Origin of the sequence: Pseudomonas sp. B6002 (assembly GCF_013385985.1) — a bacterium.
Classification (GTDB): domain Bacteria; phylum Pseudomonadota; class Gammaproteobacteria; order Pseudomonadales; family Pseudomonadaceae; genus Aquipseudomonas.
Genome location: NZ_JACAOY010000006.1, coordinates 845,379 through 869,837, shown reverse-complemented (window position 1 = coordinate 869,837; position 24,459 = coordinate 845,379). Strand labels below are relative to the sequence as shown.

Genomic DNA, 24,459 nt, shown 5'->3' with positions numbered 1-24,459 from the left:
AACGCCGATGCAACGCAAATCCCTTGTCAGTGAAGAATGCCCGATTGCCCGCAGCCTTGAACGGGTAGGGGAGTGGTGGAGCATGTTGATCATGCGCGATGCGTTGCATGGCTTGCGGCGTTTTGATGAGTTCTCGCGCAGCCTGGGCATCGCGCCGAACATGTTGACCCGTCGTCTCAATGGCTTGGTGGAGGCGGGCATGCTGGAGCGTCGGGCCTACAGCGAGCGGCCACCGCGTTACGAATACGTGCCCACCGCCAGGGGTGAGGACTTCGGCATGGTGCTGATGTCGCTGGTGGCGTGGGGTAATCGGCATTTTGCCGAGGAGGGCAGGAGTGTCGAGGTGGTGCAGCGTGACACAGGCCTGCCGGTGCAGCCGATGATGGCCACCGCCGAAGGTGCGCTGGTGCCGTTTGAGCAGTGCGTGGTGCAGGCCGGTCCAGCCGCCAGCGCAGGCATGCGCCAACGGCTGAGCCCGGCGTGATTACAGCAGGGTGAACGGGTAGTCGACGATCAGGCGCAGCTCATTGAGCTTGCCGTCACGCTGATCGGCGTTGGATGAAACCATCGCATCGCGCACGCGCAGCGACAGGTTTTTCGCGGGGCCGCTTTGCAGCACGTACTTGGCTTCCACATCGGTCTCGTGATGGTCGCCGTCGGCACCGTAGTCGCCCACATAGGCGCTGTTGGCCGGGGTGTGGGTGCCGTTGATGTCGGTACCGTTGACGTAGCGGGTCATGAAGCTCAGGCCCGGCACGCCGTAGCTCGCCATGTTCAGGTCATAGCGAATGCCCCAGGACTGTTCGCCCGGGCCGTTGAAGTCACCCCATTGGATCGAGTTGGCCAAGAACACCGAGTCGCCGCCTTCGCCAGCGCCATTGTTGCCGGTGCCGATGTAGTCGAAAGGCGTGTCGCCGTGCACTTTCTGGAACGACAGCGTCAGGGTATGGGCCTGCAGGAACGAATAGGCCGCCGCCAACGAATACGTGGTGTTGTTGATCGCACCGGCCTTGGCGCTGCCGGTGTCGAGGGTGCGGTACAGGTTGCCGTCCAGTGCCAGCGACTGGTCATGACCCAACGGCAACACATAGTTGAGGTTGGTGTAGTACTGGCGCCAGATGTCTTCCAGCTCACCGGCGTACACCGTCGCACTCAAGGACGGCGTGAAGGTGTATTTGCCGCCGACGAAACTCGCACTCTTGGCCGCAACGTTGGCGTAGGTGGCGTAGATGTCGTGCTCATGGTCACTGGTCATGCCGCTGTTGGTGCGGGTGAAGTGACCCGCTTCCAGGTCCAGGCCGGCGATTTCACTGCTGGTCAGGTCAAAGCCGGTGGCGGTCTGCGGCAGAATCCGCGTGCCCCCCGTGGCGAAGACCGGTGCGGTGGGCTGCATGTCACCGTACTTGAGCTGGGTCTTGGAAATCTTGATCTTCACCGCTGCGCCCACTGAGCCGTAGCCGTCCTTGGGGTCGCCATTGCGGTCGGTCGGCAATTCGCCGGTGCCGGCGTCGGCGTGAGTGGCATCGAGTTTCATGGCGCCATAGGCATAGGCATCCACGCCAAACCCGATGGTGCCCTGGGTGAAGCCCGAGGCGTAGTTGAGCATTGCGCCCTGGGTCCAGTCGCGGTTGTCGGCCTTGCCGCTTTGTCGGTCGCGGTCGAAGTAGTAGTTGCGCAACAGGCCGGTGATGCTGCTGCCGTCGATAAACCCCTTGGAATCGGCCTGGTCACTGACGGACTCGGCGAAGGCCGCTTGGCTGATACTGGCGCACACGGCCAGTGTTAACAGGCTCCACTGTTTGATCATGTTGTTTACTTCCCCGGAATAATTAACGCGCGCACAGAAACACCGCACTTTATTTGGTTAATGCATAGGTTTTATGGGCAGGGTTTGAAGTGAGGCGTTGCCGTTTTTATTGTGTTCGGCGTGAGTGCCGAAGCTGATTCTAAGCACAGACTGCGCGGCCTGCAGCCCTGTGGATGATTAAACTCGATTAATTAAACTTCACTATGTTTAATCGGCCACAGGTGTAGCGTTGAACAGGTCTTAGCCGCTCTGCTTCGACAAAAACCTTTGGTTTGCCGCCGCAGGCTCTGCGGCGGATTTTTTATGCTTAGTTAAACTAATCTATATAAATATTCATCTATAACCGTTACCCGGTGATGGCAGTATGATTGCGCCGATAATGCTGTCTGTGTAACAAGACTGTTGCACTTAACCCTCAATAATCCCGTCTCCCACGCCGTACCAGGAGATAGGTGATGCAGGTCAATCCGGTCGATAGCAAACCCGCCGCAGGCGATAACGCGAACTGGAACAAAGCAGTGTCCAGGGCGGTAGACAATCAGCCGGGCGACAACGGTCTCGGTCCCGATACAAAGCGCCCCCAGGGTGACTTCCGCAGCGCCCAGCAGATCATCGATGACAACCCGCTGCTCAAGAACCTCGGCAATCAGAGCGGCGTGAAAGACAAGCTGCGCGAGCGCGTGGGGGACTTCGAACATGACCCGGACGCCGCCTACCGAGCCAGCCGCGTGCTGGAACACATCGAGAAACTCGACGAAAACGGCAAGCCCACCATCAAGCGGGCCGAACTCAATGACGCCGGCAACGGTAGGATCGACGGCTTCACCAAAGGCGGCGATGCGCGCCACGGCACCGAGGCCGGGCGACTGCAGGACTTTGGTAAATACGGCTGGGACACCCTCAAGGGTGAGCTGCCTGTCAGCAAACCCAAGACCCCACCCAAGGGCGACGCGCCTTCCAACCACTTGCCCTTGCCGGGTGAAGGACGGCCGGTGGGCGACACCCGCAGCGCCCAGCAGATCATTGACGACAACCCGCTGCTCAAGAACTTAGGCAATCAGAGCGGCGTAAAAGACAAATTGCGCGAACGTGTCGGTGACTTCGAACACGACCCGGACGCCGCGTGGCGCGCCGCGCAAGTGCTCAACTACGTCGAAAACTACGACGAGACCGGCAAGCACATCGACGGCGGCGATGTGGGCAACGGCAAGATCGACGGCTTCACCAAGGACGGCGAAGCCCGCCACGGTACCGAGGCCGGGCGCCTGCAGGACTTTGGCAAGTACGGCTACGACAACCTCAAGGGCCTGGACGGCAACAGCGCCGACGACCAGATCAAGGACCTCAACGCCAAGGCCACCGAAGACGCCGTGAAGGCTGCCGGGGGTGATGCGTCCAAAGTCGGCGCCGATTACTTCACCACGGGCAACACCAGCGCCAGCGGTGCGGATAAAACGGCAGCGATCATCGAGCTGTCCACCGGCCTGGCCAACTACAAGGCTGGCGCCGACGCCTTTGCGCATCAGGGTCCGGATGGCGCCAATGAATGGTCCGGCGAAGGCAAGTCGCCGGGCCAGCAGCGCGAAGACTTCATCAACGATGTACAAAGCCGTATCGACAAGCTCAGCAAGGACCCGGACGTCCAGCAGTTCCTCAACACCCAGGGCACCGAGCAGTTGCAGAAAATGGTCGCCGCCGACCCGGCATTGAAAGCCGAAATGGAGCGCCGCCTGGAAGCGTCATCCAGCACCGACGCCCTGGAAAATGCGTTTGCCCCCAAAGGCGTGAGCACCACCGACGCGCTGTCGAGCTTTATCAAATACCCCGACTTCTACGCCCAGGCGTTGGGCAAGCAGCCGGACTACAAGAAAGCCTTCGAGAATGCCCCGCAGGCGATCAAGGACAGGGTCAAGGCTGACTACGCCAACATCACCTCCGGCAAAGAGATGAACGACCTGATCGCCAGCGGCGTGCCGGCGGACAAGGCGGTGATCCAGTCCGGCGTGAACAAGGCGATCTTCGACGCCGTGCTCGATGACAAGACCGTGCAGGCGGGCACGTCGAGCTTCAACGACGCGGCCGCCAAAATGGGTCGTGAGGACTTGCTCAAGGGCCAGTCCATCGATGATTTCTACCGTGGCCTGGGCGTGACCGGCGCCAATGACCCGCGCCTCGAACAAGTCATCAACGACAACATCGCCGCCTTCACCCCGCCCGGCGAGGCGCCGCCCAAGACCGCCGATATCATAAGCGGCATTCGCGCGGTGGAAGACGCCATGCGCGGCGGCGCCAAGTTCGACGACGCTATCAAGAAGGTCCAGAGCACCTGGGGCGGAAAACTGCCGGCCGGGGTCAGCGCGACCTACAAGGCCGGCGTGATGCACGGGGTTTCCGGGGTGTTGCTGGCCGGCGCCATCGGCACCCGGATCGCCAGCGGCAAAGGCGGCAGTACCGCGCAGACTGTGGGCCAGTCGTTCCAGGCGGCGGGCTTGTTCATGGAGGGCGGCGCCAAGTTCGTCCAGGACCAGTTTGATCGCACCAAACAGGGCACCTACAAGTTTGATGCGCCCAAATTCGTGAAAGACGTGGAGAACGTCGGCAAGAGCCTGGGCGGTGTCGCGGGCAACGTGCTGGGGTTGGTCACTGGGGCGATTTCGGCGAAGAACTCGGCGCAAAGCGGTGACAAGGTGGCGGCGGGTTTTCAGGGTACGTTCGCTGGCCTCAATGGCTTGTCGGCAGTCGCTGGCGCGGTGGAGGTCGCCACCTATGTGGTGCCGCGCATCACCACCGTGGCCGCCGGCGTGGCAGAAGCGGCAGGCGCCATCGGCGGCGCAGCCGGTGCACTGGCGGGCGCAGTCGGCGGGATTGCGGCGGTGGGTGGGCTGATCTACGCGATCATTGCCGACATCAAGGCTGACAATGCACGCAAGAAACAACAGGAGGATTGGTACAAGGGGCTGTCGGACCAGTTCAAGGGGTTCGGCGTGACGCCGCCGCCACTGGATGTGATCATCGCACCGAAAAATGGCTATGTGGACGTGGGTAATCCCAACGCCAATTATTGACCGTGGATGACCTGTGCCGGTCACCCGGCACAGGTGCATGGGCTTCGTTACGCGCCAGCGACCCCCGTGCCCACCATGTCCCCAGGCACGATGATCCGGTCATAGTCCTGCTCGCTGACCTTGCCGGATTTCAACGCCGCCGCCTTCAGGGTCGAACCTGTGGCCTGGGCGTCTTCGGCAATGTGCGCGGCATTCTGATAGCCGATCACCGGTGACAACGCCGTCACCAGCATCAGGTTGTTGTCCAGGTAACCCTGAATTTTCTCGCGGTCCAGCTCGGTGCCCTCCACCGAATAGGTGCGGAACTTTGCGCAGCCGTCGGCCAGGATCGTCGCCGAATGCAGGAAGTTGTTGATGATGATCGGGCGCATCGCGTTCAGCTCGAAATTGCCCTGGCTGCCGGCAAAGGCGATGGCAGTGTCATCGCCGATCACCTGGATCGAGATCATCAACATGGCTTCGCACTGGGTCGGGTTGACCTTGCCAGGCATGATCGAGGAACCCGGTTCATTGGCCGGCAGTTGCAATTCACCCAGGCCGCAACGTGGGCCAGAGGCAAGCCAGCGCATGTCATTGGCGATTTTCATCAATGCCACCGCCGCGCCCCGCAAGGCGGCACTGGCGCGGACCATGGCGTCGAGCGAGCCCTGCGCCATGAACTTGTTGGGCGCCGTCACAAAGGGTTTGCCGGTGAGTTCGGCGATCTTGGCCGCGATGGTTGCCGAGAAACCGCTGGGTGCGTTCAGCCCGGTGCCCACGGCAGTGCCGCCCAGTGCCAGTTCGTAGAGCCCCTCACGGCTGCGCTCGATCTCGGCGCTGCAGCAGCGGATCTGCGCGGCCCAGCCACTCCATTCCTGGCCGACCGACAGGGGCGTGGCGTCCTGCAAGTGCGTACGGCCCACCTTGATCACGTCCATCCAGCCCTGGGCTTTTCGTTCAATCGTCTCGGCGAGACGGTTGAGTTCCGGCACCAGGCGCTCATCGATCACGGTCACGGCGGCAATGTGCATGGCGGTGGGAAAGCTGTCGTTGGACGACTGGCCCATGTTCACGTCGTCGTTGGGGCCAACTGGGTGCTGGGTGCCAAGGGTGCCGCCGAGCAATTGGATCGCGCGGTTGGACAGCACTTCATTGACGTTCATGTTCGACTGGGTGCCCGAGCCGGTCTGCCACACATACAGCGGGAAATGCTCATCGAGCGCGCCGGCAATGGCTTCATCGGCGGCCTGCACAATGGCGTTGCTCTTCCATTGCGGCAGGCGCCCGGCGTCCGCATTGACCAGGGCGCAGGCTTTTTTCACCACGCCGTAGGCGTGATACACCGCCTTGGGCATGCGGTCATCGCCGATGGAAAAATGCTGCAGGGAACGCTGGGTCTGCGCCCCCCAGTATTTGTCGGCGGGCACCGGCACCGTGCCCATGCTGTCGAATTCGCTGCGGTGTCCGATGGCGTCAAGGCCGATGGCGATGTCGCGCAATGTGGTGTCTGTCATGGCTTACCCCTTGGATAAAGGTTCGGAAATTGAGCGTTCAGGTCGAACCGCCAGGGCCAGCAGCAGGCCCACGGCAATGGCAGCGCTGACGATCACGGTGGTGATCGCCAGTGAAGTGGTGTCGGCGATCAACACCAGCGGTGAATCGGCCCCCAGGGACATCCATTGCAAACCGCCGACCCCGGCGCGGAACCCATAGGAACCCGGCACCAGCGCGACGATGCCAGGGAAGGCGAACACCACGGGTGGCACCCGCAAACGTGCCCCGGCGAGCAGTGCCACCAGGCCTGCGGCAAACGCCCCGACCAGCGAGGCGCAGGCCAGGTCCAGCCCATGCTGTTGCAACAGCGTGCGCAGGCCATGGCTGGCGATGCCGCACAGCACGCACACCCACAGCACACGCCAGGGCACATTGAAGAACAGCGCGTAGCCAGCCGCAGCGGTGGCCGCAAACAGCATGTCCTGGCCCAGCGGCAGCGATCCCGGGCCGCTGCCCACCGGCAGGCTGTCACCCAGCAGGGCGGCGGCGATAAACAAGGCGAAGCCGATCACCAGTACCGTCATCGCTCCCATGGCGATGCGCGCCAGGCCATTGCCGGGATGACCGCTGACCAGGTCACGCACGCCATTGATCAACGGCACGCCGGGCACCAGGATCATGCCGGCCGCCGTCAGGCACAGCACCGGCGATGCACCCGAGAAGGCACGCAACACCAGGATGCTGCACAGGCCGCTGAGCAGTGCGGTGATGAACACCACCGCCACGCCATTCACCGCATGACGCCCCAAGGCGCGACGCAGCAGCGCGCTCAGCACGCCGGCCACAAACGCGGCGGCCACCACCGACCATTCCCCACCAAACAGGCGGGCGAGCGAGGCGGCGGTGACGCCAATGCCCAAGGCCATGGTCATGGCGCCGTGCTCTTGAGGGGCATGCTCCACGGCGTCCAGTTGCGCATCAATCGCCTGGGCTTTCAGCGTGCCCAGGCAAATGCTGTCGACCAGCTGTTGCAACGCCATGAGCGTGCCCATGTCCACACTCATGCCGACCAACGCATGCCCGACCTTGGTCTGGAACTGCGCCTCGGTCCCCACCGTGATCAGCAGCGCATCCGCCGTGACCAGCACCTGCACCGTATGGCCCAAGGCACGGCCCACGTCCGTGAGCATGCGCTGGGTATGCGCGGTGTCGGCGCCGTGGGTCAGCAGGATCCGCCCGAGACGCGCCGTGAGGTGCGCCGCACGCGCCAGTGACACCTCAGACATTCTGCAGGCCCAGCACCTGCGCGGTGTCGGCGCGGGAGGCACGGAGGGCGTCGCCGTCGGTCTTGAGGTCGACGCCGTAGGTAGGAATGATTTCTTTCAGGCGCGGCAGCCAGGCTTGCGCCGTGAGTTTGTCGGCAAAGCATTTTTGCAGCACTTGCAGGGCAATGTGCGCGGCGGTAGAGGCCCCGGGGGAGGCGCCGAGCAAGGCCACGATGGATTTGTCCTCAGCGGCGATCAGCTCGGTGCCGAACACCAGTTGGCCACCGCCGTGCCCAGTCGGCTTGATGATCTGCACGCGCTGGCCGGCCACGGCTTCTTTCCAGTCGGCCTGGCGGGCGTGGGGGAAAAACTCCTGGAGCGAGGCGAAGCGTTCATCGGCGGTCTGGGTCACCTGGCTGATCAGGTACTTTTCCAGGTCCCAACTGTGCACGGCCACGTCCAGCATCGGCCCGAGGTTGGCCGGGCGGATCGACTTGAACAGGTCCAGGAAGGAGCCGGACTTGAGGAATTTGCTGGAGAACCCGGCATAGGGTCCGAACAGCATTGAGCGCTTGCCGCCAATAATGCGCGTGTCCAGGTGCGGCACCGACATCGGTGGCGACCCGTGGGGCGCCTTGCCATAGACTTTGGCTTGGTGGCAGGCAGCAACTTCCGGCACATCGCAGCGCAGCCAGATACCGCTTACGGGGAAGCCGGCATAGCCATGGCCCTCGGGAATGCCGGCGTTCTGCAACAGCTCGATCGAAGCGCCACCGGCGCCGATAAACACGAACTTGGCCTGGGTGATCTCGGTGTTGCCGGTGCTCAGGTCCTTGACCTTGACCCGCCAGTGGCCGTCATCGCCTCGGCTCAGGTCAACGACCTGGTGCTGGTAGTGCACGCTGAAGCCAGGTTGCTCCGCCAGTTGCCCAACCAGCAGGTGGGTGAGGGCGCCATAGTCGACGTCCGAGCCTGTGGCCATGCGGGTGGCGGCCACGACAGTCTTGGGGTCACGCCCCTCCATCACCAGCGGCGCCCAGCCCGCAATCACGCTCGGGTCTTCGCTGTACTCCATGCCGTGGTAGCAGTGATGGGCCGACATCGTTGCGTAGCGTTTGCGCAAGAAGTCGCGGTTCTCTTCGCCGGTGACAAAACTCATGTGCGGGCAGGCATGGATAAACGCGGCGGGGTCGGCAATCGCGCCCTTGCGCACCAGGTACGTCCAGAGTTGGCGGGAAACATCGAACTCGACGTTCACCTCCAGGGCATTGCTGATGTCCACGCTGCCATCGGGTTTGAGCGGGGTGTAGTTCAGCTCGCAATTGGCCGCGTGGCCGGTGCCGGCGTTGTTCCAGCCATCGGAGCTTTCCTGGGCGCAATCGTGCAGCGCTTCGTACATCGCCACCTCAAGGCCAGGTTCCAGCTCCTTGAGCATTGAACCGACCGTGGCACTCATGATGCCGGCGCCGATCAGGACCACGTCGACGGTTCTAGACACTGTTGCGTTGGGCATGGGCATTCACCTTCAGTAGGGATTGAACAGCGTTGAAAGCGTTGTTAGTTCAAAAGCACAGGCACGAAAGAGTTCCGCTACTGCGAGCGGTTAGTGTGTAAGGCAGGGCAGGCGTCTTTGAGTGGTAAAGACTTTTTGGTGATGTCGATGCGAATAAATAGGCAGCCTAAGTTGAGGCTGAATAAATAGTCGTGATCCGTGATGATCGGGCTGGAGCGCCCGTTTTCCGTGAATTCAAGTGAAACTATGTAACGCTTTCGACGACAATAAAGGGCGGTTGAAAGTCTCGTCAAGTGACTATTGATTGATGGTCAAACTATTTTTCCCAGTGTTCAGTCGATGTTCAGTTGTCCGCGTCTTGAAAGTGCAGGGTATCTAGACATCTTATAGCTTCAGGTAACTATGGAAGTTAAACGAAGTTTCATAAAGATGAACCTGTCTGCCAGGTAAGACGGTCGACTTCTTGGCTTATTCCAGGCGCCCACGAATTTATTCAGCGGTGGGTTTTCCGTCCGCAGGCGGTAGCCGCTCCAGGGCTTCCATGTCTTTGGCCGGTGGCAGGCCGAACATGCGCCCGTATTCGCGGGTGAATTGCGAGACGCTTTCATAGCCCACGGCAAAGGCCGCGCTGCTTGCGGACACGCCCACCGACAACATCAACCGGCGCGCTTCGATCAGGCGCAATTGCTTCTGAAATTGCAGGGGCGACAGCGATGTTGCCGCGCGAAAGTGGATGAAGAATGACGACGGGCTCATGCCTGCCGCTTGCGCAAGACGGCTGATTGGCAGCGGGCGGGTGAATTCCCGGCGCAGCAGCGCCACGGCGCGCGCTACACGCTGGGCGCGGCCTTCACGCCAGCCCAGGCGTCGGATCGCTGCGCCGTGGCAACCGGTCAGCAACCAGTAGTGCAACTCACGCACCAGTGGTGCCTGTAGCAAGCGCACCGAGGCAGGGCGTTCAATCAGGCGCATCAGGCGCAGGGCCACGTCGGCGACTTCGGCGTCGGTGTGATCGGTCAGCACCGGTGTTGCAGGCGTCATGCCCGTCGCGCGCAGCTCGGCAGTACTGATTTCGGCCGTCAGGTCAGCGATGACCCGCGAATCCAGGTCTAGAATCAGCGAGAGGTAAGGCTGCTGCTCGCAGGCTGAAGTGATCTGGCTGATGGTCGGCGCGTCGGCGGTGATCAGCAGCGAATCGCCCGCGTTCAGGGTGAACGACTGCTTGCCCACGGCCACGCGCTTGCTGCCTTGCATCACCAGGCAGACCAGGGGCTGGGCAACCTCGTGTATCAGGCCACCGGGCAGGTGGGCGCTGACGATAGACATCCCGGGAATGGGCGTATGAGCGATTCCAGCGGCGTCGGCATGGGTCTGGGCGTAGCGGGACACGGCATTGAGCAAGGCGTCATTCATAGGGCGTACTGCATAAAAGCGGATTTCAGGCGTGTGAACGCGATTCGCACGAGGAGTATCAGGCAAAAAACATCGATTTTTCGGCAAGCGATCCCGCAGGTGTTTGCCGTAGTGTCCTGTCCAGGCACTGGCCGACGAAGCGGCGGGCCCACGGCTTTCTTCACTGTGTTTAAGGCTTTAACCTGTGCTTGGACGAATGCTAGGCCTGCGCCGCGGTCCTGGCGTTGCCGAAACCTCGACCTTGTTTGCCCATTCCTTCCAGTCGTCTCATGCGAACGGATGAACCCCCCATGACCTACACACTGCTCGACGCTGTGCGCCATTACGTCGAGGCCAACGCCAACGCGACCGGCGTGGCCCAGACCCCGGTTCCCGGCCTGACGACCATCCGTTCGACCACGCCCAGCGGCCTGATCCATTCCATGCCCAACCCCTTGATATGCCTGATCCTGCAGGGCACCAAGGAGGTGACCATGGGCACACAGACCTATACGTTCCAGGCCGGCGATTCCTTGCTGATCACCGCCGACGTACCCACCGTCAGCCAGATCACCAAGGCCAGTGTGGAGGAGCCTTACCTGTCCATCGTGCTTGACCTGGACCCGGCCGTGATCGCCGAACTGTCGTTGCAGATGAAACCGCAACAGGTCGCTGAGGGCATGCCGGTCAAAGCCGCCGAGCGCACTGATGCTGAAGTGGTGGATGCGGCGTTGCGCTTGATGCGCACCCTGGACTTCCCCGATTGCGCCCCCGTGCTGTATGCGCAGCGCGTGCGCGAACTGCATTACTGGCTGTTGGCCGGACGTCACGGTGCGGCGATTCGCCGGCTCGGCTGGACAGAGGGCCAGGCCCACCGCGTGGCGCGTGCGGTCGCTGTGCTTCGCGCCGACTTCAAGCAACCATTGCCGGTTGATCAACTGGCGGCCACGGCGGGGATGAGCCCGTCTTCGTTCCACCGGCATTTTCGGGCGGTCACCTCGTTGTCGCCCCTGCAGTTCCAGAAGAACCTGCGGCTGATCGAAGCGCGCCGGATGATGATGGCCGAAGGTTCTTCGGCCAGCAGCGCCGCGTTCAATGTCGGCTACGAAAGCGTGTCGCAGTTCAACCGTGAATACGCGCGAATGTTCGGCTTGCCACCGATCAAGGACGTCGAAGCCGTCAAGGGCTGGGCCATGGCGTCCGCCTGATCCACGTGCGGCTGCGGGCGATTGAAAACACCTCCTGATGGAGGTGTTTTGCGTTCTGGGCTCACGCCGCAGATGTGTAGCAATAGGCAAACAACGTCGAGTTTTGAACTGCTCGTGCAAAACAGCGGACGGGATACTGGGGGTGTCGACACTCAAGCAGTGCGGCACTTCCACTCACCCAGAAAGGTTACCCCTGATGAGCACCGTGCTGATTGTTCTTTCCGCAGCAGACCACTGGACCCGCGCCGATGGCAGCCATTATCCCACTGGCTACTGGGCCGAAGAATTCGTGGTGATTCACGAGATGTTTGCCCAGGCCGGCCATACCGTGGTGCTCGCCACGCCCGGCGGCGTAACACCCACCGCCGACCCGAAAAGCCTTGATCCGGCATTTGCCGGGTCGCAGGTCCAGCACTTTGTCGACTACCTCGCCAGCATTGCCCAGGACTTGCAGCACCCGCTGAAACTCGCGGAGGTGAACACCGCCGATTACGCCGCCGTGGTGGTGCCAGGTGGGCACGGCCCGGTCGAGGACCTGTACAAGGACGCCGACATGGCCCGCGTGCTGTTAGATGCCGACAAGGCCGGCACCTTGATTGGTTCGGTGTGTCACGGCCAGGCGGCGTTGCTCAGTGCAGTCAAGCCGGACGGCAGTTGGCTGTTTGCCGGGCGCAAGCTGACCGCGTTCAGTGATGAAGAAGAAGTCGACTTCGGCACCGCTGACAACGCTCCTTGGCTGCTGGCGACCACCTTGCGCGAACGGGGCGCGAACTACGTGCGCGGCGCGGAAAACTGGGCGCCGTTCGTGGTGAGCGACGGCCATTTGATCAGCGGCCAGAACCCGGCGTCCAGTGCGCCCATGGCCGCTGCGGTCCTGCAGGCGCTGGCCGGGCGGGTGTAATCATGGCCAATACTTTTCAGCTGTTGATCGACGGCGTCGAACGCGACGGTTCAGACGGTGTGAGCGAGGCGGTGGTCAACCCGGCCACCGGTGAGGTGATCGGTCGCGTCGCCCACGCCTCGCCGGCAGACCTCGACGAAATCCTCGACGTGGCCGCCAGAGGCTTGCTGGAATGGCAGGCGGTGATGCCGTGGGAGCGCGGCCGCATCATGAAGCGGGCCGCCGCACTGCTGCGGGCCGACGTCGAGCGCGCGGCCCAGGCAATTACCCTGGAGCAAGGTAAGCCGTTGGCCGAGGCGAAAGATGAAGTCGAGCGTTCGGCGGACTTCCTCGAATGGGGCGGTGAAGAGGCACGGCGGATCAGTGACCGTGTGCTGAGTGGGCGTGACAGCGCGCAGCGCTTCGAAGTGCAAACCCACCCGATCGGGGTGATCGCAGCCTTTACCCCGTGGAACTTTCCCATGGCACAAGCCGCGAAAAAGTTTGCCGGCGCCTTGGGGGCAGGGTGCTCGATCATCTGCAAACCGTCGCAGGAAACGCCCGCGTCGGTGTTGATCATGGCCAGGGCGCTGCTGGCAGCGGGCGTACCGAAGGCGGCGATTGCCGTGGTGTTTGGCAACCCCAATCAGGTGTCCGATCACCTGATCACTTCACCGATTGTGGCGAAAGTGACGTTCACCGGTTCCATCCCCATCGGCAAGTTGCTCGCCACCGCAGCGGGTAGGGCGATGAAACCGGTGACCATGGAGCTGGGCGGCCATGCCCCGGTGATTGTCTGCGGGGATGTCGACCCGGAGGCCACCGCTGATTTCCTGGCCAAGGCCAAGTTCAAGAACGCCGGGCAGATCTGCCTGTCGCCCACCCGTTTTTTTGTCGAGGCCAACCTGCACGACCGATTTGCCACACGCATGGCGGAACACGCCACCCAGTGGCGCGTGGGCGATGGCCTGGATGCGCAAACGCAGATGGGCCCGCTGGTGAGTGAACGTCGCTTGCAGGCGGTCGCCGAGCTGGTGGATGACGCCCGCGCACGCGGCGCCACGGTGCTTGCCGGTGGCGAACGGTTGGGCACTCAAGGCTTTTTCTACGCGCCCACCGTGCTGACGCAGGTGCCGCAGGACGCGAAGATCCTGCATGAGGAACCCTTCGGACCGCTGGCACCGATCCAGTCCTTTACCGACGAAGAGGACATGCTCACCCGCGCCAATGGCCTGGAGTTCGGCCTGTCTGCCTACATTTTCTGCAAGGACCTGGCGCGCCAACGGCGCCTGGCCGATGGGTTGCAGTTTGGCGTCATCGGGTTGAACGACGTCGTCACCCATCACCCGGAAGTGCCCCTGGGCGGCTGGAAAGAGAGCGGCATCGGCGCCGAAGGCGGCAGCGAGATCCTGGCACCGTACCAGACCACCAAGTTGCTGAGCATCCGTTGATGCACGCCGTGAAACTGGGAGGATTGGGCAAACAACCCCCAGTTTCCGGCAACGCCATCCGGCAGGCCACTTCCTATGATGGCCTCACACCTACTGAGGAGTTTTGCTATGACCACTATCTCTATTGTCACCGGCGCCAGCCGCGGTCTTGGCCGTAACACTGCCCTGAGCATTGCGCGCCAGGGCGGCGATGTCATCGTCACCTATCAGCGTCGTGCAGACGATGCGCTGGCGGTGGTCGCCGAGATCCAGGCCCTCGGCTGCAAAGCCGTGGCGCTGCCTTTGGACACTGGCAACGTCAGCGGTTTTGCCGGGTTCGCCAGCGAGTTGGCTGACGTGCTGCGCCATCACTGGCAGCGCGACAGTTTCGATCACCTGGTGAACAACGCCGGCCACGGCGACTACGCGCTGATCGAACACACCCGCGAGGCGCAGTTCGACGGCTTGGTCAACGTGCACTTCAAGGGTGTTTACTTCCTCACCCAGGCGCTGCTGCCGCTGATCGCCGACGGCGGGCGTATCGTCAACCTGTCCAGCGGGCTCACCCGCGTGTCGTTCCCCGGCTACGCTGCCTATGCGGCAGTGAAGGCGGCGGTGGAAGTGCTGTCGGTGTACATGGCCAAGGAATTCGGCGGGCGCGGGATTGCGGTGAATACCGTGGCACCGGGTGCCATCGAGACGGATTTTGGCGGCGGTGCCGTGCGCGACAACCCCGAAGTGAACAAGGTCTTCGCCGACATGACCGCCCTCGGCCGTGCCGGTGTACCCGACGACATCGGCCCGATGATCGCCAGCCTGTTGTCCGAGAACAACCGCTGGGTCAATGCCCAGCGTATCGAAGTATCGGGCGGCCAAGGCATCTGACGCACGCACGTTCCTATTCCTGATGAGGCTTTACCCATGTCAGATATTGCATTTCTAGGCATCGGCGCGATGGGTTCGCGCATGGCGCTGAACCTGCTCAACGCCGGCCACCAGGTGACCGTGTGGAACCGTGAGCCCGAGGCCGCCGCCGAGCTGGTGGCCAAGGGCGCCAAGCTTGGCAGCAGCCCGAAGGACGCGGTGAAAGGTGCCGAGTTCGTGTTCTCGATGGTGCGTGATGACGGCGCTTCACGTCAGGTCTGGCTCGATCCGGTAAAAGGCGCCCTGGCCGGGATGGCCAAGGGTTCGGTGGCGATTGAAAGCTCGACGCTGTCGCCCAACTGGGTGCGTGAGCTGGGTCACGAGGCGGCTCACTATGGCGTGTCGTTGCTGGAGGCGCCGGTCTCGGGCTCGCGGCCACAGGCCGAGTCAGCGCAGTTGGTCTACTTGTTGGGTGGCGACGCCGAAACCTTTGAACGTACCCGGCCGCTGTTGAATGTGCTGGGTTCGTCCCTGCACCTGGTCGGCCCGCTCGGCGCCGGTGCACTGACCAAGCTGGGCACCAATGCCTTGCTCGGTGTGCAGGTGGCCGTGTTGGCGGAGCTGATGGGCATTCTCCAGCGTGCCGGCGCCGACGCGCAGCGCGTGTTTGAAGTGATCGGCGGCACCCCGGTGTCGAGCGCGGCGGCGCGGCAGATGGTCGGGTTGATGCTGGCGGGTGACAACGCACCCAGGTTCCCGGTGGAACTGATGGAGAAGGACTTCGGCTACGCCATCGACGCGGCGGGTTCTGTCGACGACGCGCCGACCATTGCGGCGGCGCGCAGTGTGTTCCAGCACGGCATCATCGAAGGGCTGGGCCAGTCGAACATTACGAGCGTGGCCCAGTTGTTTACCCGGTAAAGCAAGACGCCCCCGGCAGATGAGCGCGTTGCCGGGGGCGGGTTGTTACTCTTTCACATCCATGAATTCTTCGGCCCATGCCACGTAGCTTTCAGGCAGCGTGTAGGTGTGGGTCAGTTCGGTAGCGCTGAGGTTCGACGTGCTGGACGTGATGTTGCGCTGGGCACGCAGGCTGTCGTAGGTGGCTTTGATCGAGGCAAAGTAGGCGCCGTGGCCGGCCACCACAATGCGCACGCCCAGCTTGGCCAGGCGCTCGCTGTCGTTGAGCTTGGGGTTGGCGTAGGTCACCAGCATCAACGGCACCGTGAGGTTCTGTGCAATCTGCTCCAGGTGATCGAAGTCTTTGACGCCGACCATGCAGATCCCGTCGGCGCCGGCTTTTTCGTAGGCCTTGGTACGTTCGATGACATCTTCGGTCGGCAGCACGCCGGCATTGGTACGCGCGATGATGGACAGCGCCGGGTCGACGCGGGCTTCCAGCGCGGCCTTGACCTTGCCGATGCCTTCATCGATGGAGATCAGGTCGGTGGATTTGCGCCCGAATTGCGCGGGCAGCAGGGTGTCTTCGATGGTCAGCGCGGCGACGCCGGCACGTTCGAGCTCTTCGACGGTGCGCATCACGTTCAGCGCGTTACCGTAGCCGTGATCGGCGTCGGCAATGAACGGCAGTTGGGCCACACGGCCGATCCGCGTGGCTTGCTCGACGAACTCACTCAGGGTGATCAGCGCAAAATCGGGTGCCGCCAGTACCTGCAACGATGCTACCGAACCGCCGAGGATACCGACTTCAAAGCCCAGGTCGGCCGCGATACGGGCGGACATGGGGTCGAAAACGGAGGCGGTTTCTACGCAGATCGGCTTTGCAAGCAGTTCACGGAAATTACGGCGCAGTGCTGAGTGAGAGATTTTCGGCATGTTGTTTCCTGGCTCTGGTCATCGTCTTGTGACGATCAATGTCTATTCGTGGTGGCGCGAGATTACCATGCAGGTGAACAAGGGATTATGACGTTTGAGCATGAGGCATGTGCCAAACACATGGATCCAGGGTTCACAGTTAGTCGATGGACAAGACGAAACGCCGTCAAATCGCGGCGCGCAGTGCCCTTGGCGAGAGCCCGTAGTGGGTTTTGAACCGCACGGCAAAGCGTGAAGGCGAGGCGTAGCCACAGGCGCTGGCGATCTCGCCAATCGGGTCGCTGGAGGTCTGCAGGCGCTGCAACGCCGCTGCCAGCCGCACATTTTCGAGGATCGAGCGAAAACTCGCATCTTCGTTGGCCAACTGGCGGCGCAGCGTGGACTCCCCCATATTCAACTGATGGGCCGCGGCAGCAATCGTCCAGTCCTTGGACAAATTGCTCATCATCAGCCGCTGCACGCGCTCGGACAGCGGATCATTACGCCCCATTAACAACGGGCCCGCCTGGCCGGACAAGCACAGGCACAGCAGGACCGCTTCGCCATAGTGCGTGCACAACGCGGCGGGCGCGCCCGAATTCAGTGCAATCAACAGTTGATCCCAGGCTTGCCGGGTCTGTTTATCCAGGCGCACACACAACTCGGTATTCATATGCCCCGGCACGGAGCGGGCGAATTGTTCGCCGTAGCGGGCCATGAACTGACGCAACACCGACACCGGAAACGACACTACATCCGCGATGTAGTGACCCTGTGCCCCCGGGAAGTTCGACACGCCCAGCTCACGTCCAGCCGGCATCAGTACCAGATGCTGTGGGCCTGCGAGCATTTCCCGATCATCCCACTGCAAGCGCTTTTGCCCTTGTCGCACACGACACAACGCCGTCATAAAGATCGGAACCCGCCGTAAGGTGTGAAGTTGCCGGGCCTGAATCACACAGCTTTCGATGATGTTTTCGCGGTGCTGCAGGGCGTCGTGTGCATCCATCGTGGCTAGCGTCCGTAGGGCGACGTGAGGGTGGCCTTGGCCAGGCTGTTGGCGTTGAGCATGTAGCCCACCAGGGCACCGCTGGCCTGATTGTCGATCGGCAGCTTATCGACTTTCAACGCCCATACCGTGAATTGATAACGATGGGGTTTGTCACCCACGGGCGGGCACGCACCACCAAAACCAGGCTTGCCGTAATCCGTACGGCCTTCGACGGCGCCGGCTGGAAGGTGCGTGCCGGCATTGCGCGGCAGGCTGTTTACCGAAACCGGGAGGTTGACCAGCGTCCAGTGCCACCAGCCGCTGCCGGTGGGGGCGTCAGGGTCATAGACGGTGATTGCGTAGCTTTTAGTGCCCTGGGGTGCGTTGCTCCAGGCGAGCGCCGGGGAAATGTTGTCACCGTTGCAACCGAAGCCACTGAATTCTTGCTGCTTCGTCAGCGGGCGCTGATCGGCGATGTCCGGGCTGCTGAGGCTGAAGCTGGCGGCGTGGCTGCTGGCTGACAGGGCGATGGTGAGTGCGGGCAATAAGGCGTTGAGTTTCATCCGGGAGGTGTCCAGGTGGGAGGTGAGCGTCGATTCTAGGCAGCCCCCGAATGGAGGGCTGTGCTGAAGCGCTCGATGATTGTGCTGAAGTGCTCAATCAACCTCACACCTGGTATTCCGGCTCCGGTTGCTCTGCTTCCTGATGGTGCGTCGCACCAATGAACATATACATCGCCGGCACCATGAACAGCGTCAGCAGGGTACCGATCGACAACCCGCTGAAGATCACCAGGCCCATGTCGTGCCGCCCCGCAGCGCCGGCGCCGGAGGCCCACACCAGCGGCACCACGCCCAGCACCATTGCCGCCGTGGTCATCAAAATAGGCCGCAGCCGAACCGCTGCAGCCTCTTCGATGGCCTCGCGCTTGCTGCGTCCGGCGCGTTGCAATTCGTTGGCAAATTGCACGATCAAAATGCCGTGCTTGGTGATCAAGCCCAACAACGTCACCAGGCCCACCTGGGTGTACACGTTGATTGAGGCGTAGCCCATGGTGATAAAGGCCAGCGCGCCAAACAGGGCAGGGGGCACCGAAAACAGGATAACCACCGGGTCGCGGAAGCTTTCGAACTGGAAGGCCAGGGCCAGGTAGACGATCAGGATCGAGAACAGCAGCAGCCCGACAAACCCGCCCGATTCCTGGATGAACTGGCGCGACTCGCCGGAAAAGTCAGAGGTGTAGCCCGAGGGTGCGACGTTTTTCAGGATGGTGTTGAGCTTCGCCAACAGTTCGCCCTGGGCCACGCCACTCACGCCCGAAAGCGTTGCCGAATTGAGCTGCTGGAAGTGGTTGATCGACTCCGGCTGCGTGGAGGTTTCGATATGCGCCACGGTGCGCGCCGGGATCATGCTGCCCGACGGCGTGCGGATGTAGTAATCGAGGATCTGCTCCGGGTTCAGGCGGTTGAATTGCAGCACCTGGGGAATCACTTTGTACGAGCGCCCGGCAGTGGAGAAGTAGTTCACGTAGTTGCCACCCAAGGCGGCGGATAACGCGGCACCGACGTCGGCCTGGGTCATGCCCAGGGCGGCGATTTTTTCACGGTCGACCACCAGGCGCGCCTGGGGTTTGTCCAGTTTCAGGTCCATGTCGGAGAAGTAGAACAGCTGTTGTTTCTGCGCCTCGGCCACCACCGCCTGGGCCACTTCGTTGAGGTTCTCGATCGAGTCGGTGGTGGTGATCACGAATTGCACAGGCAAACCTTGAGCACCCGGCAGTGACGGCAGCGGGAACGCCGCAATGGTTGCGCCCGGCACCTGGTTCCATTTTTGCTGCAGTTCGAGGATCAGTTGAGCCTGGGAGCGCGTGCGGTCGTCCCAAGTCTTGAGCAGCACGCCGCCAAGGCCTTGGTTGAGAATCGGCAACCCGGTCAGTTGGAACATTTGCGCGTATTCAGGCTCTTTGTTGGCAATCAGGAACGCCTGGTCGGCAATGCGCTCCATCTGCTGCGGCGAGGCGGTTGGCGGGCCTTTGATCTGCATGAACACCAGGCCCTGGTCTTCGGTAGGCGACAGTTCGCTCTTGGCGGTCATGCCACTGGCGGCCACCAGCAGGAACAGTACAAAACCAAAGGTCACCAGCACCGGCCAGATATCCAGGCCGCCCGACAGGATGCGGTGATAACGCTTGCGCAGCCAGTCGAAATACCCGTCGAGGCGGCGGGCGAAGCGGCCTTCTTCCTGCCCGGGCTTGAACAGCCTGGACGTCATCATCGGCGACAACGTCAACGCAACCACGGCCGAGACCGTCACCGCGCCGGCCAGCGAAAAGCAGAACTCCTTGAACAGCGCACCCGTCAGGCCACTGCGCAAGCCGATGGGTACATAGGCGGCGACCAGCACCACCGTCATCGCCAGGATCGGCCCACCCAGTTCTCGCGCCGCCGTCAGCGCCGCTTCCAGCACGCTCTTGCCTTCTTCCTTGATATGCCGGTCGACGTTCTCCACCACGATGATGGCGTCATCCACCACCAGCCCGATGGCCAGCACCAGGGCGAGCAGGGTCAACAGGTTGATGGAATACCCCAGCAGGTACATGACAAAAAAGGTGCCGACCAGCGACAGCGGAATCGCCACCAACGGCACGATGACCGCGCGGAACGAGCCGAGAAACAGGTAGATGACCACCGAGACGATGATCATGGCTTCGACCAGGGTTTTCACCACTTCATAGATAGAGGTGTTGATGAAGGCCGTGGAGTCATACACGATCTCGCCGCGCACGCCGCTGGGCAGTTGGGATTGCAGCTCCGGGAAGGCCTCGCGCACGCTTTGCGCCACGGTGAGAATGTTGGCGCTCGGCGCGGCCTTGATGCCGATAAACACCGAGCGCTTGCCGGAAAACGCCACGCTGCTGTCGTAGCTTTCGGCGCCGAGGGTGACGGTGGCGACGTCTTCCAGGTACACCAGGGCGTCGCCTTTCTGCTTGATGACCAGGCGCTTGAACTCATCCACGGTGTGCAAATCGGTGCCGGCGGTGAGGTCAACCGTGACGGTTTGCCCACGGGTGGAGCCGACGGCCGACAGGTAGTTGTTGTTGGCCAGGGCGGTGGAGACGTCTTGTGCCGACACGTTGTGCGCGGCCAGCTTGTTCGGGTCAAGCCAGGCGCGCAGGGCGAACTGGCGCCCACCGAGGATTTCGGCGGTTTGCACGCCTTGCAAGGAATCCAACTTGGGCTTGACCACCCGCACCAGGTAGTCGGTGATGTTATTGGTGGGCAGGGTGTCGCTGTAGAAGCCGAGGTACATGGCGTCAGTGGTTTGCCCGACGGCGACGGTGAGCACCGGTTCCTGGGACTGGGCCGGCAACTGGTTCTTGACCGAGTTGACCTGGGTGTTGATCTCGGTGAGCGCCTTGCTGGCCTCGTAGTTCAGTCGCAGGGTGGCGGTGATGGTCGAGACCCCGGTGATACTGGTGGACGACAGATAATCAATGCCCTGGGCCTGGGCGATGGCCGATTCCAGCGGTTGGGTGATAAAGCCGGCGACCGTGGACGCGTCCGCACCGTAATACGCGGTGGTGATGGTGACCACGGTGTTTTCAGTGCGCGGCCACTGGTTCACCGGTAGCTCGAAGATCGAGCGCAGCCCCAGGATCAGGATGAACAGCGAGACGACAATCGCCCAGACCGGTCGATGTATAAAGGTATCGGTAAGCTTCATGGGACACCCTTAGTGTTCTTGCGGAGTCGGCGCGGGGTCGTTCAACGGTGCGGCGTTGTTATCGATCTTCACCGGCGAGCCATTTTTAAGCTTCATCTGGCCGCTGGTGATCAACAGGTCGCCTTCCATCACGCCCGACAGAATCGCCACCTGATCGCCCCGGGTCGGCCCGGTCTTGATAAAGGTCTGTTGCGCCGTGAGCACCTCTTCACCTTTGTCGTTCTTGCTCGACGTGGCGATGAACACGGTGGTGCCGTAAGGGTTATAGGTGACCGAGGTTTGCGGCACGGTGAGGTAGCGCTGCGGGCTACCCGCGTTCACCACGGCGCGGGCGAACATCCCAGGCACCAGGCGTTGCTTGGGGTTGTCGACGGTGGCTTCTACGGTGACGTTGCGTGTGGTGGCGTCGAACTGGGTGTCGATGGTGCTGACGCGGCCGCTGAACGTCTGGTTGGACAGCCCGTCGGCCGTCACCGACACGGCTTGGCCGATGGCGATGGCTTCCAGTTGGGTCTGGGGCACGCTGAAGTCGATGTAGATGGGATCGAACGTCTGCAACGTGGCGATCTTGTCGCCGGGGTTGAGGTACTGGCCGGGGTTGACTGCCGTAATGCCGATGCGGCCGGCAAAGGGTGCGCGGATGGATTTTTTCTCCACCAGCGCCCGTTGTTGTTCGGCGGCGGCGAGCTTGGCTTTCAAGTCGGCGGTGTCGGTGTCGACCTGGGCCTGGGAGATGGCGTTGACCGCCAGTTGGGCCTTGTCACGCTTGAGCACGATCACGGCCAGGTCGGCGGTGGCTTCAAGGGAATGCAGCTGGGCAATGTCCGAGTCCGCATTTAGCTGCACCAGCAATGCCTGGGCGGCCACTTCCTGCCCGGGCTTGAAGCCGAGGGTACGCACGATGCCGCCGACTTCGGTGGTCACGTCCACACCGCGTACCGCTTTCATCGAGCCCACGGCAGAGACGTTGGGCTGCCACTCTTCTAACGGCACGTGCAGAGCGGTCACAACGGCGGCGGGTAACGGCACTTTTGACTGGGCGATCAGCGCCGAAATCTGCACGTACTTTACCCCGGCAATGATCGCGACAATCACCAGCACCACCAGGATCATCAGCAGCATCGGCCGCCACAAGCGGCGCTTGCGCGGCGCGCCCGGTTCGTGGGGCAGGGCAGGGGCGGTGTTGACGTCAGCCATGGAAGGTTCTCACTGTTTCAATGATTCAGTTCAGTCGCGCCGCGTTCTTGGCCGGCATGATTTCTTGCCACGAGGGCAGGCCGAAACGGTCCGGTTTGCCGGCCGTGGCGGGGTCCACGTCGGTGCGGTTCCACCAGCCGCCGCCCAGGGCCTGGAACAGCGCCGTGGTATCGCTGTAGCGCGCAGCCTGGGCCTTGACCCGAGCCAGCACGGTGTTCTGGTAGGTCTGCTGGGCGTTGAGCAGGTTGATGTAAGCCACGGCGCCGAGCTTGAACTGGGCTTGCACCAGATCGAGGTTGGCTTGCGCTGACCGTTCGGCCACCACTTGCTGGTTGAGCGCGTCGGCGTCGGCGTCGAGTGCGCGCAGTGAGTTGGCCACGTCCTGGAATGCCGTGATCACCGTGCCGCGATAGCGTGCTGCCGACTCGTCATAGGCGGCCACGGCCGCGCGCTTCTGGTGCTCCAGCTTGCCCGCGTCGAAGATCGGCTGGGCGATGGCGCCGGCCAGGCTCCATACACCGGAGCCGGCAGAAAACAGTTTGGTCCCGCTGGCCACGGTCGACCCTATGGACCCGGTAATGCTGAACTGGGGCAACTGGTTGGCCACCGCTACGCCGATGTTGGCGCTGGCTTGATGCAGTTGCGCTTCGGCAGAGCGCACATCCGGCCGCTGGCCGACGATGGCCGAGGGCAGGCTAACCGGCAGTTCTTCCGGCAAGCGCAGGGACGCCAGGTTGAACGCCTCGCCACGGTCCTGGTTCGGAAACCGCCCCAGATAAGCCATCAACTGGTTGCGGGTTTGTGCCAGTTGCTTCTGCAAGGGCGGCAGCGTCGCACGGGTTTGGGCCAGGGCGGTCTGCTGGGTCAGCACGTCGCTGTCACCGATGGCGCCGAGTCGCCGCTGCGCCTGCAATAGATCGAGCTGGCCGCCTTGCAGCCGGATGATTTCTTCGGTGGCGGCGACTTGATCGCGTAGAGAGGCCAGGCTGATCGCGGTGTTGACCACGTTTGCGGTCAACGTCAGGTAGGTCGCCTCCAACTGGAAACGCTCGTACTCGGCTTGCGCCGTCGTACCTTCTATTTGCCGGCGAGTGCCACCGAATACGTCCGGGGCGTAGGACACGTTTAGTGACGCAGAACTGACCGTCAGGATGGGCGATTCTGGCAAGCCCGCCGTGACGCCGGAGACTTTCTCGCGGGTTTTCGAGGCATTTGCGGTGACGGAGGGGAACAGCGATGCCTGGTCGGCGTAGACCTGTTCGTTAGCCTGGCGCAACGCCGCTTGGGCCGCGCTCACATCCGGGTTGGCGCGCAGGGCTTCTTCTATCAAGGTGTTGAGCGTGGGCGAACGGAACAGCGTCCACCATTGGCCGGGAATATCCATGCCGGCCACCAGCCGCTGGGCAGCGCCGCCGGTGTTGATGTCGGCCTTGGCGGTGCTGGTGAGCTTTTCGCGTTGGAAGTCGGCACCGGCAGGGACATCCGGTCGGGTGAAATCCGGCCCGACGGTACACGCCGCCAGGGCGATGCACAGCAGACTCAAGGGCGCCAGAAGGTGTGTCTGTCGGGAAATACCGACCGGTTTGGAGCTGGATGCACGCTGCCGGGGCTGCTCTTTCATGGTTGCTCTGATTGATCAGTTGGTTAACTGTTTCTTTGCAGCTGCATCAGGTCGACCCGGTGAAAAGAGCCCGGAATCGCTGGGTTTGAATCAGTGTAGGTGGTGCTTGGCGCTGCGCAATGTAAGGGCCTGCGTCAGGATGGCGATTTAAAGCCATAAAATGCGTTATGTGCATTTATAAAGAATTAGGTTATGCACTATGGGTATTTTACAGG

Annotated in this window: 18 protein-coding genes; 7 read left to right on the top strand and 11 right to left on the bottom strand. The window is 62.4% G+C overall.

All coding sequences use genetic code 11. From position 1 onward, the window contains the following. Positions 1-7: 7 nt before the first annotated feature. Positions 8-484: a helix-turn-helix domain-containing protein gene (locus HX792_RS11225; RefSeq protein ID WP_176996147.1), complete on the top strand. Its 477-nt coding sequence runs from the start codon at positions 8-10 to the stop codon at positions 482-484. Here HX792_RS11225 and HX792_RS11220 read toward each other — a convergent pair whose 3' ends face one another. After that, on the bottom strand, positions 485-1,807 hold the full coding sequence (locus HX792_RS11220; protein ID WP_176996146.1) for an OprD family porin: 1,323 nt from the start codon (positions 1,805-1,807) through the stop codon (positions 485-487). A 455-nt stretch (positions 1,808-2,262) separates the two neighbouring features. On the opposite strand from HX792_RS11220, the gene HX792_RS11215 reads away from it, so the two are divergent. Beyond that, the gene (locus HX792_RS11215; RefSeq protein ID WP_176996145.1) at positions 2,263-4,872 is read left to right on the top strand and encodes a hypothetical protein; all 2,610 of its coding nucleotides are present in this window, start codon (positions 2,263-2,265) and stop codon (positions 4,870-4,872) included. A 47-nt stretch (positions 4,873-4,919) separates the two neighbouring features. On the opposite strand, the gene fumC is transcribed toward HX792_RS11215, so the two are convergent. The 4 genes from fumC to HX792_RS11195 all read right to left on the bottom strand — a co-directional run bounded on the left by fumC (position 4,920) and on the right by HX792_RS11195 (position 10,536). Next, a complete protein-coding gene (gene fumC / locus HX792_RS11210) occupies positions 4,920-6,365 on the bottom strand; it encodes a class II fumarate hydratase (protein WP_176996144.1) in 1,446 nt (481 codons plus the stop codon). Between the two features lie 3 nt (positions 6,366-6,368). Then, complete coding sequence (locus HX792_RS11205; RefSeq protein WP_176996143.1) at positions 6,369-7,631, bottom strand: threonine/serine exporter ThrE family protein; 1,263 nt, start codon at positions 7,629-7,631, stop codon at positions 6,369-6,371. Then, on the bottom strand, positions 7,624-9,123 hold the full coding sequence (gene mqo, locus HX792_RS11200; protein WP_176996142.1) for a malate dehydrogenase (quinone): 1,500 nt from the start codon (positions 9,121-9,123) through the stop codon (positions 7,624-7,626). The genes HX792_RS11205 and mqo overlap by 8 nt, the downstream gene beginning before the upstream one ends. A gap of 489 nt (positions 9,124-9,612) precedes the next feature. Further along, entirely contained in the window at positions 9,613-10,536 is a 924-nt protein-coding gene (locus tag HX792_RS11195) for an AraC family transcriptional regulator (RefSeq protein ID WP_176996141.1), read from the bottom strand. A gap of 290 nt (positions 10,537-10,826) precedes the next feature. On the opposite strand from HX792_RS11195, the gene HX792_RS11190 reads away from it, so the two are divergent. The 5 genes from HX792_RS11190 (at position 10,827) to HX792_RS11170 (ending at position 15,818) form a co-directional block, all read left to right on the top strand. Continuing rightward, on the top strand, positions 10,827-11,723 hold the full coding sequence (locus tag HX792_RS11190) for an AraC family transcriptional regulator (RefSeq protein ID WP_176996140.1): 897 nt from the start codon (positions 10,827-10,829) through the stop codon (positions 11,721-11,723). A gap of 196 nt (positions 11,724-11,919) precedes the next feature. After that, positions 11,920-12,624, top strand: a complete 705-nt coding sequence (locus HX792_RS11185) for a type 1 glutamine amidotransferase domain-containing protein (protein ID WP_176996139.1) — start codon at positions 11,920-11,922, stop codon at positions 12,622-12,624. Positions 12,625-12,626: 2 nt separating this feature from the next. Then, on the top strand, positions 12,627-14,054 hold the full coding sequence (locus HX792_RS11180; RefSeq protein ID WP_176996138.1) for an NAD-dependent succinate-semialdehyde dehydrogenase: 1,428 nt from the start codon (positions 12,627-12,629) through the stop codon (positions 14,052-14,054). Positions 14,055-14,162: 108 nt separating this feature from the next. Beyond that, positions 14,163-14,918, top strand: coding sequence for an SDR family NAD(P)-dependent oxidoreductase (locus HX792_RS11175; protein WP_176996137.1), 756 nt, complete (start codon positions 14,163-14,165; stop codon positions 14,916-14,918). Positions 14,919-14,954: 36 nt separating this feature from the next. Continuing rightward, on the top strand, positions 14,955-15,818 hold the full coding sequence (locus tag HX792_RS11170) for an NAD(P)-dependent oxidoreductase (RefSeq protein WP_176996136.1): 864 nt from the start codon (positions 14,955-14,957) through the stop codon (positions 15,816-15,818). 45 nt (positions 15,819-15,863) lie between these two features. Here HX792_RS11170 and HX792_RS11165 read toward each other — a convergent pair whose 3' ends face one another. The 6 genes from HX792_RS11165 to HX792_RS11140 form a co-directional block, all read right to left on the bottom strand. Further along, positions 15,864-16,733 (bottom strand): oxaloacetate decarboxylase, encoded by an 870-nt coding sequence (locus HX792_RS11165; RefSeq protein WP_176996135.1) that lies wholly within the window; start codon positions 16,731-16,733, stop codon positions 15,864-15,866. Positions 16,734-16,899: 166 nt separating this feature from the next. Further along, positions 16,900-17,721: a helix-turn-helix transcriptional regulator gene (locus tag HX792_RS11160; protein WP_176996134.1), complete on the bottom strand. Its 822-nt coding sequence runs from the start codon at positions 17,719-17,721 to the stop codon at positions 16,900-16,902. A gap of 5 nt (positions 17,722-17,726) precedes the next feature. After that, positions 17,727-18,266 carry a YbhB/YbcL family Raf kinase inhibitor-like protein gene (locus HX792_RS11155; RefSeq protein WP_176996133.1) on the bottom strand — a complete coding sequence of 180 codons (540 nt, stop codon included), beginning with the start codon at positions 18,264-18,266 and terminating at the stop codon, positions 17,727-17,729. A gap of 103 nt (positions 18,267-18,369) precedes the next feature. Next, positions 18,370-21,426 carry an efflux RND transporter permease subunit gene (locus HX792_RS11150; RefSeq protein WP_176996132.1) on the bottom strand — a complete coding sequence of 1,019 codons (3,057 nt, stop codon included), beginning with the start codon at positions 21,424-21,426 and terminating at the stop codon, positions 18,370-18,372. Positions 21,427-21,435: 9 nt separating this feature from the next. Then, positions 21,436-22,623 carry an efflux RND transporter periplasmic adaptor subunit gene (locus HX792_RS11145; protein WP_371319341.1) on the bottom strand — a complete coding sequence of 396 codons (1,188 nt, stop codon included), beginning with the start codon at positions 22,621-22,623 and terminating at the stop codon, positions 21,436-21,438. A 25-nt stretch (positions 22,624-22,648) separates the two neighbouring features. Beyond that, positions 22,649-24,244, bottom strand: a complete 1,596-nt coding sequence (locus tag HX792_RS11140; RefSeq protein WP_176996131.1) for an efflux transporter outer membrane subunit — start codon at positions 24,242-24,244, stop codon at positions 22,649-22,651. Positions 24,245-24,459: the final 215 nt, after the last annotated feature.

Coding starts and splice junctions, on each gene's coding strand:
- HX792_RS11225 (WP_176996147.1), top strand. CDS start 8: ATGCAACGCAAATCCCTTGTCAGTGAAGAATGCCCGATTGCCCGCAGC.
- HX792_RS11220 (WP_176996146.1), bottom strand. CDS start 1,807: ATGATCAAACAGTGGAGCCTGTTAACACTGGCCGTGTGCGCCAGTATC.
- HX792_RS11215 (WP_176996145.1), top strand. CDS start 2,263: ATGCAGGTCAATCCGGTCGATAGCAAACCCGCCGCAGGCGATAACGCG.
- fumC (WP_176996144.1), bottom strand. CDS start 6,365: ATGACAGACACCACATTGCGCGACATCGCCATCGGCCTTGACGCCATC.
- HX792_RS11205 (WP_176996143.1), bottom strand. CDS start 7,631: ATGTCTGAGGTGTCACTGGCGCGTGCGGCGCACCTCACGGCGCGTCTC.
- mqo (WP_176996142.1), bottom strand. CDS start 9,123: ATGCCCAACGCAACAGTGTCTAGAACCGTCGACGTGGTCCTGATCGGC.
- HX792_RS11195 (WP_176996141.1), bottom strand. CDS start 10,536: ATGAATGACGCCTTGCTCAATGCCGTGTCCCGCTACGCCCAGACCCAT.
- HX792_RS11190 (WP_176996140.1), top strand. CDS start 10,827: ATGACCTACACACTGCTCGACGCTGTGCGCCATTACGTCGAGGCCAAC.
- HX792_RS11185 (WP_176996139.1), top strand. CDS start 11,920: ATGAGCACCGTGCTGATTGTTCTTTCCGCAGCAGACCACTGGACCCGC.
- HX792_RS11180 (WP_176996138.1), top strand. CDS start 12,627: ATGGCCAATACTTTTCAGCTGTTGATCGACGGCGTCGAACGCGACGGT.
- HX792_RS11175 (WP_176996137.1), top strand. CDS start 14,163: ATGACCACTATCTCTATTGTCACCGGCGCCAGCCGCGGTCTTGGCCGT.
- HX792_RS11170 (WP_176996136.1), top strand. CDS start 14,955: ATGTCAGATATTGCATTTCTAGGCATCGGCGCGATGGGTTCGCGCATG.
- HX792_RS11165 (WP_176996135.1), bottom strand. CDS start 16,733: ATGCCGAAAATCTCTCACTCAGCACTGCGCCGTAATTTCCGTGAACTG.
- HX792_RS11160 (WP_176996134.1), bottom strand. CDS start 17,721: ATGGATGCACACGACGCCCTGCAGCACCGCGAAAACATCATCGAAAGC.
- HX792_RS11155 (WP_176996133.1), bottom strand. CDS start 18,266: ATGAAACTCAACGCCTTATTGCCCGCACTCACCATCGCCCTGTCAGCC.
- HX792_RS11150 (WP_176996132.1), bottom strand. CDS start 21,426: ATGAAGCTTACCGATACCTTTATACATCGACCGGTCTGGGCGATTGTC.
- HX792_RS11145 (WP_371319341.1), bottom strand. CDS start 22,623: ATGGCTGACGTCAACACCGCCCCTGCCCTGCCCCACGAACCGGGCGCG.
- HX792_RS11140 (WP_176996131.1), bottom strand. CDS start 24,244: ATGAAAGAGCAGCCCCGGCAGCGTGCATCCAGCTCCAAACCGGTCGGT.